We start from the raw sequence: 13,471 nt of genomic DNA on the forward strand, positions 1-13,471 counted from the left end.
CACTTGATGCACGGTGCCTGTCGATGCTGGAAGCGGTGCGCTAAACAACCACGGCTCCCCACACGCGCGGCGACCTCGCCCGTGCATCTCACGCGCCGACCAGTAGCCGTAGTTCTCCCCGCAAGAGTCCCAGCATCGTCCTCAGCATCAGCCAGAGCACGACCAGGGTCGTGACGCCCAGGAGCATCAGCGCAATGCCCTCGTTGACGCGGTTCGGTCGCAGCGCTGCAAAGTGCAGCGATGCGACCGTCGCGGCCGCCAGCGGAAAGCTCACTGCCCACCAGGACACCCTGAACGGGCAGCAGCGCGGCAGGTGCGTGAGCAAGGGGGCAAGCACGCACAGCAGCAGCAGGTCGACCATGAAGAGGGATTGCGAGAACAGGTCGCCGTGTCCGGTGACGACGAGGTAGGCGGACGAGCCGATCGAGAAAGGCGCCGTCAGGATCAGCAGCGCCGGCAAGGCCTGCTGCGGCGGCGGCAGTTGGAACAGCAGGCGCGAGAACACCAGCGCGAAGACCAGCACCGAGAAGAAGATCCCGATGGCGAAGGCGAACATCGCCAGTTCCTGGAGAGGGTCCAGGCCCAGCGCCGGCATGGCGATCGGAAGGTTCAGCGGCCCGCCCACCGGAATGATCCAGGCCGGCAGGGCCAGCTCGGCCTGCTGGCGCGCGCTCATCCAGCGATACAGCGTGAAGGCCGTGAAGCCCAGGCACGAGACGGCACCCACCGCCCACAGCGTCATCGCGAGCCGCGGAGCCAGCGGCACGAGCGGAATCGGCAGCAGCATCAGCGCGATCGGTATCAGGCCGAACAGGCTGCCGCTGACCGAGTGGGCGAACTCGGCCCGCACCGCCTCGGGCGCGGTCAATAGCTTCACCAGGTAGGCGGCCGACATGGCGGCAAAGACCAGCAGCGAGATCGTGGCGAGCAAGGCCGACGGCCAGCCGGGCAGTCCGAAGTCGTGGTGCGCCAGGTGCCATGCCGCGCCTAGACCGCCGATGCCGGTGGCAGAGCCGAACAGGCCCACGGGCAGGTGTGCCAGCGCGGAGTCCGGCGACGGCACCTTGCTCGCGACTGCTTCCTTGGTGTGTGCTTCCATCGGGGGCGCCTGCTTTCCGGAATCGGCAATTGCCGCATCTTCCCACGGAGGTTCCTCACGAACGCTGCCTCGGTTTAGTTAGCTATATGCAAACCAAATCTGCGTCGTTCCATTTCCAAGGCGGGCTTTCGACAATGGCGCCCTTTGCATGGCCGCCACGGCCGACCTTGTTCCGAATGACCGCCTCATCCTCTTCACCCGAGTTGCCGCTGCGCATCGCGCACGCGGCGACGGGTCCTGCCGCCTGGGCGGCCTGGCGCCGCCTGGCACCGCGCCTGGCGGGCTGGCCCTTTCCGCTGGCGGTGCTGCTGCTGTGGTGGCTGGGCGCGCACTTCGAATGGATCGCACCGCAGGTGCTGCCCTCGCCAGAAGCGGTGCTGGCCACGCTGGTCGACCTGTTCCGCACCGGCGAGATCTGGGGCCACCTGCAGGTGAGCCTTGTCCGCGTGTTCGCGGGCTTCGGCGTGGGGCTGGCCGCCGGCATGCTGCTGGGCATCGCGATGGGCCTGTGGCCCACCTTCAAGGACTACGTCCATCCCACCTTCAAGGCCTTCAGCCAGATCCCGGTGCTGGGCTGGCTGCCGCTGCTGATGCTGCTGGTAGGCATCGACGAGGCGCTCAAGATCATCCTGATCGCCAAGGCGGCGCTGGTGCCGGTGGCGCTCAACACCTACAAGGGCATCGAGGGCGTGCCTACCCGCTACATCGAGGTGGCGCGGGTGCTGCGCTTCACGCGCTGGCAGTTGCTGACCAAGGTGGTGTTCCCCTCGGCCTTCGGGCCGATCTGGAACGGCGTGCGCTACGGCTTCACGCACGCCTGGCTCTCGCTGGTGGTGGTGGAGCTGCTGGCATCGAGCGAGGGCATCGGCTTCCTCATCGTCTATGGCCGCCAGCTCTTCCAGCTGGACGTGGTGCTGGCCGCGGTGGTGGTGGTGGGGGCGGTGGGCTTCGTGCTCGACCGCGCCCTGGCCCGCATCGAAACGCGCCTCACGCGCTGGCGTCGCGCCGGCTTCTAGAACAAGGCTCTCCGATATGACCCAGACTCGATCCGCAACCGGCGGCGGGCGCATTGCGCGCTTCTTCCAGCGAGTGCCCAAGCCCTTGCGTGGCTGGGTGCTGCCCCTGGCGTTGCTTCTGGTGTGGTGGATGGCTTTCCGCTTCGAGTGGAGCAGTTCCCCCTTGCTCGTCTCGCCCGCGGCGGTGTGGGAGCGCGGCGTGCGCTATGCGGCCAGCGGCGAGCTGCAGGTAGCGCTGGGCGCGAGCCTGTGGCGCAACCTGGCGGGCTTTGCCATAGGCGCCACCGGGGGGCTGGTGTTCGGCGCGGTGCTGGGCTTCTCGCGCGGCTTCGAGCGCGCCGTGGGGCCGAGCTTCCACACGCTCAAGCAGATTTCGCTGTTCGCCTGGATCCCGCTCATCTCGGTGTGGTTCGGCCTGGGCGATGCCGCCAAGGTGGCGTTCCTCTCGCTGGCGGCCTTCTTCCCGGTGGTGCTCAACACCTTCGAGGGCATCCGCAGCGTGCCGCGCGAATTCATCGAGGTGGGCAGGGTACTGCGCTTCTCGCGCGCGCAGATGCTGCGCCGCGTGGTGCTGCCCAGTGCCTCGCCCTCCATCTTCGCGGGCATCCACCTGGCGCTCATCTATGCCTGGCTGGCCACCCTGGGCGCCGAGTACCTGCTGGTGGCCGGCAAGGGCATCGGCAACACCATGGTCGATGGCCGCGAGCACTTCCACATGGACCTGGTCATCTTCGGCGTGATCGTCGTGGGCCTGGTCGGCTTCACCCTCAACTGGATCGCCACGCGCCTGGAACGCCGCGCGCTGGCCTGGCGCGGCCAATCGGTCGCGCAATTCTGAAAACGACAAGGCACGGAGGAATGGGATTCATGGCAAACAACGCAGGCACGCTGGAGATCCGGCAACTGAACAAGCAATACGAGGTGGAGGGCGCGCCGCTGCAGGTGCTGCGGGACATCAACCTGCGCATCGAGCCGGGCGAGTTCGTGAGCATCGTGGGCACCAGCGGCTGCGGCAAGTCCACGCTGCTGCGGCTCATCGTCGGCCTGGAGCAGGACTACCAGGGCGAGGTGCTGCTGGACGGGCGCCGCGTGGTGGGCACCAGCCTGGACCGCGGCATCGTGTTCCAGGAGCACCGGCTCTTTCCCTGGCTCACGGTGCAGGACAACATTGCGCTGGGGCTGCTGAACTCGGATCTCACCGAAGGGCAGAAGCGCCAGGCGGTGCGCGAGCACATCGCGCTGGTGGGCCTCAAGGGCTTCGAGAGCGCCTGGCCGCACCAGCTCTCGGGCGGAATGGCGCAGCGCGTGGCGATTGCCCGCGCGCTGGTGAACCGGCCCGAGATCCTGCTGCTGGACGAGCCCTTCGGCGCGCTGGATGCGATCACGCGCGCGCACCTGCAGCAGGAGCTGCAGCGCATCTGGCAGGCCGAGGGCATCACCACCATCCTGGTCACGCACGACGTGGAAGAGGCGGTGTTCCTGGGCGACAAGGTGGTGGTGATGGAGCCACGCCCCGGGCGCGTGCGCCGCATCGTTCCGGTGCCGCTGGCGCATCCGCGCGAGCGCGCGTCCAGCGAGTTCGCCCGCGTCAAGCAGGAGGTGCTGGCGCAGTTCGGCGCCCGCGAGGAAGCGCTGCTCGCCGAGCCCGCCTGAGTCCCCTCACCGAATCCTTCATCTCTCATTTTCCGGATGCACCCATGACACGACACAGCTTCTCCATCGCCCGCCGTCCGCTGCTGGCCGCCTCGCTGGCCTTCGCCGGCCTGCTGGCTTCCGGCGCCTCGCAGGCAGCCGACCTTCCGCAGGTGATCCGCCTGGCCGCGCCCGAGCAGGGCAGCGCCGGCAAGTCCTTCCTGGGCGCCGGCCCGGCATCGCTGGCCTATGCCAGCAAGGCGCTGGAAGCCGAGTTCGAGAAGGACGGCATCAAGGTCGAATGGAAGTTCTTCAAAGGCGCCGGTCCGGCCATCAACGAAGCGCTGGCCACCGGGCAGCTCGACGTGGTGTTCCTGGGCGACCTGGCCGGCGTGATCGGCCGCGCCAGCGGCCTGAAGACGCGCCTGGTGAGCGCCGGCGGCCGCGGCAGCAACAGCTACCTCGCCACTGCGCTGGGCTCGAACATCCAGAGCTTCAAGGACCTGAAGGGCAAGCGCGTGGCGGTGCTGCGCGGCACCGCCTACCAGCTCACCTTCAACCGCCTGCTGGAAGACCAGGGCCTGACCGAGAAGGACGTGCGCTTCACCAACCTCGACTGGCCCACTTCCAAGGCAGCGGTGGTGAGCAAGGACATCGACGCCACCTTCGGCGGCTCGGACCTGCAACTGCTCAAGCTGGCCGGCACGGCCGACATCCCGGTGAGCACGCGCGGCAAGGGCCCGATCTACGGTATCAACTCCGGCACCATCGTCACCGACGACTTCGCGAAGAAGTACCCGCAGCTGGTGACCCGCCTCGTCAAGGTGCTGGTGCAGCAGGCCCACGCGGCCTCGCTGGACGAGGGCAAGCGTGGCGCACTCTTCAACCGCTTCCACGAGATCAGCGGCCTGCCGGTGGCGCTCTTCGCGAGCGACTTCGAGGGCACGCTCATCAAGGAGCGCTATTCGCCCCTGCTCGACAGCGGCTTCGTTTCGCACTACGCCGACGTCATCGACGGCGCGCGCAAGGTCGGCATCATCCGCCAGACCTTCGACGCCCAGGCCTGGGCCGACCCGAGCTTCCTGAATGCCGCGCTGAAGGAACTCAGGCTGGAGTCTTTCTGGACGCCGACGAACGCCGCAGGCCTGGTGGCGCAGCGATGAGCAGCCAGCCCAACATCGTCTTCATCCTGGCCGACGACCTCGGCTGGGCCGACCTGGGCGTGTACGGCCAGACTGCATTCGCCACGCCGCACCTGGACCGGCTGGCAGGGCAGGGCGTGCGCTTCGAGCAGGCCTATGCCAACTCCGCCGTGTGCTCGGCCACCCGCTTCGCGCTCATCACCGGGCGCTACCAATACCGCTTGCGCGGGGGGCTGGAGGAGCCGATCGCCAGCGGCGGCCAGGGCCTGGGGCTGCCGCCCTCGCATCCCACGCTGCCTTCGCTGCTGAAGGCGGCGGGCTACCACACGGCGCTCATCGGCAAATGGCACCTGGGCCGGCCGCCGGAGTACGGCCCGCAGAAGAGCGGCTACCACCGCTTCTTCGGCAATCACAGCGGCGCCGTCGACTACTTCACCCACAAGCCGGCCGTGGGCGCCCAGGTGCCGCGCGACCTGTGGGAAGGCGAGGTGCCGGTGGAGCGCACCGGCTACTACACGCAGATCCTGGCGGACGAGGCCAGCGCCTACATCCGCGAGCGCGCGGAAGTGCCGGGCACGCCTTTCTTCCTCTCGCTGCACTTCACCGCACCCCACTGGCCGTGGGAAGGGCCGGACGACGAACAGGTCTCGCGCGACATCAAGGACCTGTTCCACTACGACGGCGGCAGCCTGAAGAAGTACGGCGAGATCGTGCAGGCGCTGGACGCCGCGGTCGGGCAGGTGCTGGCTGCGCTCGACGCGCAGGGCTTCGGCGAGAACACCCTCGTGGTCTTCACCAGCGACAACGGCGGCGAGCGCTTCTCCAAGACCTGGCCTTTCGTCGGCCAGAAGACCGAGCTGCTCGAAGGCGGCCTGCGCGTGCCCACGCTGCTGCGCTGGCGTGCCCGCCTCCAGCCCCAGGTCCAGCAGCAGGTGACCATGAGCTTCGACTGGCTGCCCACGCTGCTGGCCGCAGCCGGCCTGGCGCCGCATCCGGACTATCCCAGCGACGGCGAGAACATCCTGCCGGTGCTCGAAGGACAGGCGCCGGTGCATGCGCGCACGCTCTACTGGCGCTACAAGGCGCAGTCGCAGCGCGCGCTGCGCGACGGCGACTGGAAGTACCTGAAGATCAACGACAACGAATTTCTCTTCGACGTGGCCGTCGAACAGCGCGAGCGCGCTAACCTGCGCGAGCGCCATCCCGAGGTGTTCCAGCGCCTGCGTGCGCAATGGGAAGCGTGGAACGGCGGCTTCCTGCCCATCACCGAGGGGGTCTTCACCCATGGCGTGACCCCGGACATCCAGGCCGACCGCTACGTGCCGCACAGCCTCACGCGCAGCAGCCGGCCGGCCGGCCGCCCCGCATGAGCGCCATTGCATCAAAAGCGCGCCAGCTGCACCTGGGCGCCTTCTTCTTCGGCGTGGGCCATCACCTGGCGGCGTGGCGCCACCCGGAGGTGGACCCGCGGGCGGCCAGCGACATCGAGTCGCTCAAGCGCTGGGCGCGCATCGCCGAAGCGGCCAAGTTCGACGCCATCTTCTTCGCCGGCAACGTGGGCCTGCCCGGCCCGCCCGACGAGGGGCTGGCGAAGAATGCGCTGTGGTATCCGATGGAGCCCACGCTCACGCTGGCGGCGCTGTCGCAGGCCACCACGCACATCGGCCTGGTCGCCACGGTGTCGGCCACCTACCTGCCCCCCTACCACCTGGCGCGCAAGTTCGCCACGCTGGACCAGCTCAGCGGCGGGCGCAGCGGCTGGAACCTGGTCACCTCTGGCAGCGACTTCGAGGCCCGCAGCTTCGGCCTGACGCATGCGCACCGCTACGCGCGGGCCGGCGAGTACGTGCAGATCGTCAAGGGCCTGTGGGACACCTGGGAGGACGACGCCTTCATCCACGACAAGGCGGCCAACCGATTCTTCGATCCCCAGCGCCTGCACCGCGTGGACTTCGAGGGCGAGCACTTCAGGGTGGCAGGCGGCCTTCAGACGCCGCGTTCGCCGCAGGGGCATCCCGTGATCGTGCAGGCAGGCTCCTCCGATGACGGGCAGGACCTGGCGGCGGCATCGGCGGAGCTGGTGTTCACCGCGCAGCAGACGCCGGAGAGTGCCGCGGCTTTCTACCGCTCGCTCAAGGGGCGCCTGCCGGCCTTCGGCCGATCGCCCGATTCGCTCAAGATCCTGCCCGGCCTGTCGCCCTTCGTCGGGCGCTCCGAGCAGGAAGCCCGTGAGAAGTTCGAGCAGCTGCAAGGCCTCATCGATCCGGTGCTGGGCGTGGGCCTGCTGTCCACCTTCCTCGGCAACGTCGACCTGTCGGCCTATCCGCTGGACGGCCCCTTCCCGCAGGACCTGCCCGTGACCGAGGGCTGGAAGAGCCGCGCCGAGCTGTTCAAGGGCCTGGCCAGGAGCGAAGGCCTGAGCATCCGCCAGCTCTACGAGCGCATGGCCGGCGCGCGTGGCCACTGGACCGCGGTGGGCACGCCCGAAACCATCGCCGACCAGATCGAGCACTGGTTCAAGAGCGGCGCGGCCGATGGCTTCAACATCCTGGCGCCGACGCTGCCCTCCGGACTGGAGGACTTTGCCCGGCTGGTGGTGCCCGAGCTGCAGCGCCGCGGGCTGTTCCGGCGCGAGTACGCGCAGCGCACCCTGCGCGGGCACCTGGGCCTGCCGCGACCCGAGAACGTCCACGCACGCACTGCCGCGGCGCTCGGCGACTGAGGCCGCACATCTTTCATCCACCACGTCTGCGAGGGACACTTCCATGTCGACATCGATCCACTCAGCGCACCAGGCCAGCGCCTCGGCAAGGCGGCTGGCCACTGCGGTCTTGCTGCTGCTTGCGCTCATCCTGACCACGCTGCTTCCTGGAGCCGCCTTTGCGCAGGCGAAGAAGCAGGGCGGCGAACTGCGCATCGGCTATCAGAAGTCGGCCAGCCTCTTCGTTCTGCAGAAGGCACAGGGCACCTTGGAGAAGAAGCTGGCACCCCTGGGCTTCGGGGTGAAATGGATCGAGTTCCCGGCCGGCCCCCAGCTGCTCGAAGGCCTGAACGTCGGCGCAGTGGACGTGGGCTATGTGGGCGAGGCACCCCCGATCTTTGCGCAGGCCGCGGGCGCACGCTTCGTCTACGTGGGTCACGACCCGGCCGCGCCGCGGGCCGAGGCGATCCTGGTGACCAAGGATTCGCCCATCCGCACGGTGGCCGATCTCAAGGGGAAGAAGGTGGCGCTGAACAAGGGCAGCAACGTGCACTACCTGCTGGTGCGGCAGCTGGAGAAGAACGGGCTGGCGTTCTCGGACATCCAGCCCATCTACCTTGCGCCCGCAGACGGCCGCGCCGCCTTCGAAAGCAGGAATGTCGATGCCTGGGTGATCTGGGATCCCTTCCAGGCCGCCGCCGAGAAGGCCGCCGGCGCTCGCGTGCTGGCCGATGGCGCGCCCGACGTGGTCAACAACTACCAGTTCTACTTGGCCGAGCGCGGCTTTGCCGGCAAGCATCCGCAGGTGATCGACGCGCTGTTCGAGGACTCGGTCACGCAGGGCATCTGGCTCAAGAAGAACCTGCGCGAGGCGGCCGAGCTCATCGCGCCGCTGCAGGGCTTGCCGGTGGACGTGGTGGAAACCGCCCTGCGGCGCTACGAGTTCAACGTGAAGCCCATCACCCCCGACGTGATCGCCGCGCAGCAGAAGATCGCCGATACCTTCCATCAGCTCAAGCTGATTCCCAAGCCCATCAAGGTGAGCGACGCGGTATTGACCGCACGGCCCTGAGGGGCGTTGCCCGCCGCTGCTAGAGTGGCGGCATGACGCAACGAGGCCTTTCCCAGGCAGCGGACGCGAACGAGCTCCTGGAAAAGAACCGCAGGTTCTACGACTCGCTGTGGTCCGGTGCCACGCTGGTCGAGCCGCAGCGCTTCAACACCTGGCCCCTCGTCAGCTCCCTGTTGCCGAACGCAGACCGCCGGCTCGAAGTGGGTCCGGGCCTGCGGCCGCGCCTGCCCATCGAGGGAACGCACTTCGTGGACATCAGCGATCCTGCGCTGTCGGTGCTTCGCGAGCGGGGCGGACAGGCGCTGCGGGGCGAAGTGACCTCGCTGCCCTTCGCCGACGGCGCCTTCGACCTGGTGTGCGCGCTCGACATCGTCGAGCACGTGGACGACGGTGACGGCGCGCTGCGCGAGGTGGCACGTGTGGCCAGGCCGGGTGCGACCGTGCTGATCTCGACGCCGCTGCATCCCTCGTACTGGACGGCCTTCGACGACTTCGTCGGCCACAAGCGGCGTTACGAACCGGCCAGCCTGCTCGAGAAGCTGGCGGACAACCATCTGGTGGTGCAGCGCAGCGCGGTGTTCGGCATGAAGCCGCGCTCTTCACGCCTGGTCGACCTGGGCATGTGGTGGCTCACGCACCATCCGGAAAAGGCCATGCGCACCTACAACCGTACGCTCATGCCGCTCGCACTGCGCTTCCAGAGCGAGCTGAAGTTCGCTGCCGGAATGGTGGCGACGGAGGGCGTGGACGAAGTGCTGCTGGTCTGCCGCAAGGCCGCAGGCTAGAGCGGCTTCAGGACAGCCGGGACTTGCGCGCGAAGGCGACAACCTCCGCGAGTTCGGACACGTGCTCCGAGAACTCCGTCGCCAGCACCTCCAGCTTTTCGCGCCCGGCCGGCAGCAGGTGAACCTCCACCTGCCTGCGGTCCATGGTGCTGGCGCGCCGCTCGACCAGGCCGGCTTCCTCGCAGCGTGAGACCAGCGCCACCACGCCATGCGGCTGGGCCTGCAGGCGCTCCGCGATCTCGCTGATCGAGGCCCACTCCCGCCCCGGAAATCCCTGCGTGTGCAGCAGCACCTGGTACTGCAGCACCGTGATGCCGTGCAAGCGCGCCGCGTCCTCGGTGAAGCGCAGGAAGCTGCGCAGCCTGAAGCGGAAGTCCGACAAGGCCTCCAGGCCTTGCTTGTCGATCGTGCGTTTGGGGCTGGGCATGTTGGCTGGCAAAGGGCAGCGCCGAATGTAGCAGCGGCCGGCGGCGGCCTCCCAGGGTAATTACTCACATTGTGATGTAATAAACCTCATACCATGATGTATTCGAAAGCGGTCTGAAAGCTTGGGCCGCGCGCATGGAGGGCGCTCGTCGTCCTCGCCGCGGCCCGGCGCCAGCGCCGTCATCCGCATCCGCATCCACCGCCACAACCACCGAGTCCATCGATACCCAGGGAGCACTGCCTATGCATGTCCAGATCAAGAGCAAGAAGAACCTCGTCGCTGGCCTGATGTTTGCCTGCGTGGGCGTGGCCTTTGCCACCGGCGCCACCAACTACAACGTCGGCACCGCGGCGCGCATGGGCCCCGGCTACTTTCCGCTGATGATCGGCGTGCTCCTGGGGGTGCTCGGCCTGGTCGTGGTGGGCTCGTCCATCGGCGCAAGCGAGGGCGATGGCGAGCCCATTGGCAAGATCGCGTGGAAGCCGCTGGGGCTGATCATTGGAGCGAACCTGCTGTTCGGCTTGCTGCTCGCCGGGGTGAACGCCATCGGGCTCCCGGCCATGGGCCTGATCGTCGCGATCTACGCGCTGGTGGTGGTGGCCTGCATGGCCGGCAGCAACTTCAGCATGAAGATGGCCGTGGTGCTGGCCACCGTGCTGGCCATCGGCAGCTACCTCACTTTCATCCTGGGACTGAACCTGCAGTTCCAGGTGTGGCCGACCTTCATCACCGGCTGAGCACCATGCACGACCTCATCAACAACCTCTCGCTGGGCTTCGCCACCGCCGTCAGCCTGCAGAACCTGCTGTACGCGTTCATCGGCTGCCTGCTGGGCACGCTGATCGGCGTGCTGCCCGGCATCGGCCCCACCGCCACGGTCGCGATGCTGCTGCCGGCCACCTACGCACTGCCGCCCGTTGCGGCGCTCATCATGCTGGCGGGCATCTATTACGGCTCGCAGTACGGGGGCTCGACCACCGCCATCCTGGTGAACCTGCCGGGCGAGGCGTCCTCGGTCGTGACGGTGATCGACGGGCACCAGATGGCCAAGCAGGGGCGCGGAGGCGCGGCCCTGGCCGCCGCCGGTCTGGGCTCCTTCTTTGCCGGCTGCGTGGGCACGCTCATGCTTGCGGCCTTTGCGCCGCCCTTGACCGAGATCGCCTTCAAGTTCGGCCCTGCCGAATATTTCTCGCTGATGGTGCTGGGCCTGATCGGTGCCGTGGTGCTTGCCTCGGGCTCGCTCATCAAGGCCATCTGCATGATCCTGCTGGGGCTGCTGCTGGGCCTGGTGGGCACCGACGTCAACTCGGGCGTGGCGCGCTTCTCCTTCGACGTTCCGGAGCTCACCGACGGCCTGAGCTTCATCGCGGTGGCCATGGGTGTGTTCGGCTACGGCGAGATCATCGCGAACCTGGCGCGGCCCGACGAGGAGCGCGAGGTGTTCACCGCCAAGGTCTCGGGCCTGTTCCCGACCAGCGAGGACTTCAAGCGCATGGCTCCCGCCGTGTTGCGCGGCACCGCGCTGGGTTCTGCCCTGGGCATTCTGCCCGGCGGCGGCGCGCTGCTGTCCGCCTTCGCGGCCTACACCATCGAGAAGAAGACCCGCCTCAAGCCCGGCGAGGTGCCCTTCGGCAAGGGCAACATCCGCGGCGTGGCCGCGCCCGAGGCCGCCAACAACGCGGGTGCGCAGACCTCCTTCATCCCGATGCTGACGCTGGGCATTCCGCCCAACTCGGTAATGGCGCTGATGGTGGGCGCCATGACCATCCACAACATCCAGCCCGGCCCGCAGGTGATGACCAGCAACCCCGAGCTGTTCTGGGGCCTGATCGCCTCGATGTGGATCGGCAACCTCATGCTGGTGATCCTGAACCTGCCGCTCATCGGCCTGTGGGTCAAGCTGCTCACCATTCCCTACCGCTGGTTGTTCCCCGCCATCGTCCTGTTCTGCGCGATCGGCGTGTACTCGACCAACAACAACGTGTTCGACATCTGGCTGGTGGCCCTCTTCGGCATCGTCGGCTACGCCTTCCTCAAGCTGGGCTGCGAGCCGGCACCGCTGCTGCTGGGGCTGATCCTGGGGCCGATGATGGAAGAGAATTTGCGGCGGGCGCTGCTGCTGTCGCGCGGCGACTGGAGCGTGTTCGGCACGCGGCCCATCTCGCTGGGCCTGCTGATGGCGGCGCTGCTGCTGCTGGTGGTGGTGCTGGCGCCCTCGATACGCTCCAAGCGCGAAGAGGCCTTCGTGGAGGAGGCGGGGTAGGCGGCCTGGCCCTTCAGTGCGGGAACATCTTGCGGTGCAGCCTGCGCATGGACCACCACACCGATCCGGCCACCAGCGGAATCGCCAGGGCGGCCGTGGTCTCGGGCGACAGCGGCCATCCCACGCCCTGGCCGGCCTTGGCCAGGTAGCTCACCAGCCCGACGATGTAGTAGGTGATGGCGGCCACTGACAGGCCTTCGACGGTCGCCTGAAGCCGCAACTGCACGTCCTGCCGCTGGTTGAGCGCCTCGAGCAGGGCCTGGCTGTTGTGCTGCTGCTCGATCTCCACCCGCGTGCGCAGCAGGTTGCTGATGCGCGAGACGCGGCGCGAGAGTGCATCCTGCCGGCGCGCGGCCCACTCGCAGGTCTTGCGTGCGGGCGTCACCCGCCGCTCGATGAACTCGCCGATGGTCTGCAGGCCCTTCAAGGGCGTCTCGTTGATCTGGGCGATGCGCTGGTCCATCAGCTCGAAGTAGGCGCCGCTGGCGGAGAAGCGCGAGTGGGTCGCGGCGTATTCGCTTTCCACCTTGGCGGCTAGTCGGGTGAGGCGGTCCAGCAGGCGGGCTTCCTCGTGCCGCTCGGCACTCTGGATGGCCTGCGCCAGTTCGGCAAGGTCGCCTTCGGCGCTTGCCAGCGCGCTGCCCGCCTGCCTTGCCGCGGGCAGGCCGAGCATGGCCGCCATCCGGTAGCTCTCGATCTCCAGCAGCCGCTGCACCAGCCGGCCGAGCCTGCGGGCCGGGAGCTCTCCCGCATAGAGCAGGAAGCGCGAGAAGCCGTTCGCATGGATGGCGAAGTCGGTGAACACCTGCGCCGCGTCGCCCGCCACCGCCGAGCCCACCAGCGCATCGTCGCGCAGCCCGTGGTGGTTGCTGCGGAAATCATCGCCCTCGGGGAGGCCGGGCAGCAACCACATGTCCAGGCTGCTGAGGCACTGGCCCGGCAGGGCAGCCAGCCAGTCCTGGGGGACGGCATCCACCGCGCTGGCAGGCAGCGAACCCTTGTCAGCCGGCAGGCGGACCGCGAAGGTCCAGCTGACGAATTCGGTATGCAGCTCCCATCGCAGCCGGAACGAACCCAGCTCGATGCGCAGGTGGGTGGTGTCCTCGTCGGGCAGCGCCTTGTGATGGTCGCGCAGCAATGCGGCCAGGTGCTGCCGGCTTCGGGCGTGCCCCTGCGCATCCGCGAACATGACCAGGTGCGCAATGGCCAGCGGCGCGGCCATGGCCTCGGGCGGCCGGGCGTGGACCTCGTTGTGAAGGGGCACGCGTTCGGGATGCTGCGTCAGGTGGATCATGGCTGGCCTGGATGGGGACGGGGGCCATCTTATTGCCCGT

Annotated in this window: 13 protein-coding genes; 10 read left to right on the forward strand and 3 right to left on the reverse strand. The window is 68.2% G+C overall.

Annotation, left to right across the window (positions count from 1 at the left end):
* Positions 1-88: 88 nt before the first annotated feature.
* Positions 89-1,099, reverse strand: a complete 1,011-nt coding sequence (locus BM345_RS23715) for an SLAC1 anion channel family protein (protein ID WP_093384566.1) — start codon at positions 1,097-1,099, stop codon at positions 89-91.
* 176 nt (positions 1,100-1,275) lie between these two features.
* Here BM345_RS23715 and BM345_RS23720 point away from each other — a divergent pair, with 176 nt between their 5' ends.
* The 8 genes from BM345_RS23720 to BM345_RS23755 are packed head-to-tail and all read left to right on the forward strand — an operon-like array spanning position 1,276 to position 9,447.
* Positions 1,276-2,115 carry an ABC transporter permease gene (locus BM345_RS23720; protein ID WP_093384568.1) on the forward strand — a complete coding sequence of 280 codons (840 nt, stop codon included), beginning with the start codon at positions 1,276-1,278 and terminating at the stop codon, positions 2,113-2,115.
* Positions 2,116-2,131: 16 nt separating this feature from the next.
* Positions 2,132-2,953: an ABC transporter permease gene (locus tag BM345_RS23725; protein ID WP_093384570.1), complete on the forward strand. Its 822-nt coding sequence runs from the start codon at positions 2,132-2,134 to the stop codon at positions 2,951-2,953.
* A 29-nt stretch (positions 2,954-2,982) separates the two neighbouring features.
* Positions 2,983-3,768, forward strand: coding sequence for an ABC transporter ATP-binding protein (locus tag BM345_RS23730; RefSeq protein ID WP_093384846.1), 786 nt, complete (start codon positions 2,983-2,985; stop codon positions 3,766-3,768).
* Between the two features lie 44 nt (positions 3,769-3,812).
* Positions 3,813-4,910 carry an ABC transporter substrate-binding protein gene (locus BM345_RS23735; RefSeq protein ID WP_093384572.1) on the forward strand — a complete coding sequence of 366 codons (1,098 nt, stop codon included), beginning with the start codon at positions 3,813-3,815 and terminating at the stop codon, positions 4,908-4,910.
* Entirely contained in the window at positions 4,907-6,259 is a 1,353-nt protein-coding gene (locus BM345_RS23740; protein ID WP_093384574.1) for a sulfatase family protein, read from the forward strand. The genes BM345_RS23735 and BM345_RS23740 overlap by 4 nt, the downstream gene beginning before the upstream one ends.
* The gene (locus BM345_RS23745; protein ID WP_093384577.1) at positions 6,256-7,611 is read left to right on the forward strand and encodes an LLM class flavin-dependent oxidoreductase; all 1,356 of its coding nucleotides are present in this window, start codon (positions 6,256-6,258) and stop codon (positions 7,609-7,611) included. Before BM345_RS23740 ends, BM345_RS23745 begins: the two co-directional genes overlap by 4 nt.
* 43 nt (positions 7,612-7,654) lie before the next feature.
* Positions 7,655-8,662, forward strand: coding sequence for a sulfonate ABC transporter substrate-binding protein (locus tag BM345_RS23750; RefSeq protein ID WP_093384580.1), 1,008 nt, complete (start codon positions 7,655-7,657; stop codon positions 8,660-8,662).
* A 32-nt stretch (positions 8,663-8,694) separates the two neighbouring features.
* The gene (locus BM345_RS23755; RefSeq protein WP_093384584.1) at positions 8,695-9,447 is read left to right on the forward strand and encodes a class I SAM-dependent methyltransferase; all 753 of its coding nucleotides are present in this window, start codon (positions 8,695-8,697) and stop codon (positions 9,445-9,447) included.
* A 7-nt stretch (positions 9,448-9,454) separates the two neighbouring features.
* Here the strand turns inward: BM345_RS23755 and BM345_RS23760 are convergent, their stop codons facing one another.
* Positions 9,455-9,874: a MarR family winged helix-turn-helix transcriptional regulator gene (locus BM345_RS23760; protein ID WP_093384587.1), complete on the reverse strand. Its 420-nt coding sequence runs from the start codon at positions 9,872-9,874 to the stop codon at positions 9,455-9,457.
* Between the two features lie 242 nt (positions 9,875-10,116).
* Here BM345_RS23760 and BM345_RS23765 point away from each other — a divergent pair, with 242 nt between their 5' ends.
* Positions 10,117-10,611, forward strand: a complete 495-nt coding sequence (locus tag BM345_RS23765; RefSeq protein WP_093384589.1) for a tripartite tricarboxylate transporter TctB family protein — start codon at positions 10,117-10,119, stop codon at positions 10,609-10,611.
* A gap of 5 nt (positions 10,612-10,616) precedes the next feature.
* A complete protein-coding gene (locus BM345_RS23770) occupies positions 10,617-12,137 on the forward strand; it encodes a tripartite tricarboxylate transporter permease (protein ID WP_093384848.1) in 1,521 nt (506 codons plus the stop codon).
* A 13-nt stretch (positions 12,138-12,150) separates the two neighbouring features.
* Here the strand turns inward: BM345_RS23770 and BM345_RS23775 are convergent, their stop codons facing one another.
* Positions 12,151-13,431 (reverse strand): DUF3422 family protein, encoded by a 1,281-nt coding sequence (locus BM345_RS23775; protein ID WP_093384592.1) that lies wholly within the window; start codon positions 13,429-13,431, stop codon positions 12,151-12,153.
* Positions 13,432-13,471: the final 40 nt, after the last annotated feature.

This window comes from Variovorax sp. OV329 (assembly GCF_900114785.1).
GTDB lineage: Bacteria > Pseudomonadota > Gammaproteobacteria > Burkholderiales > Burkholderiaceae_C > Variovorax.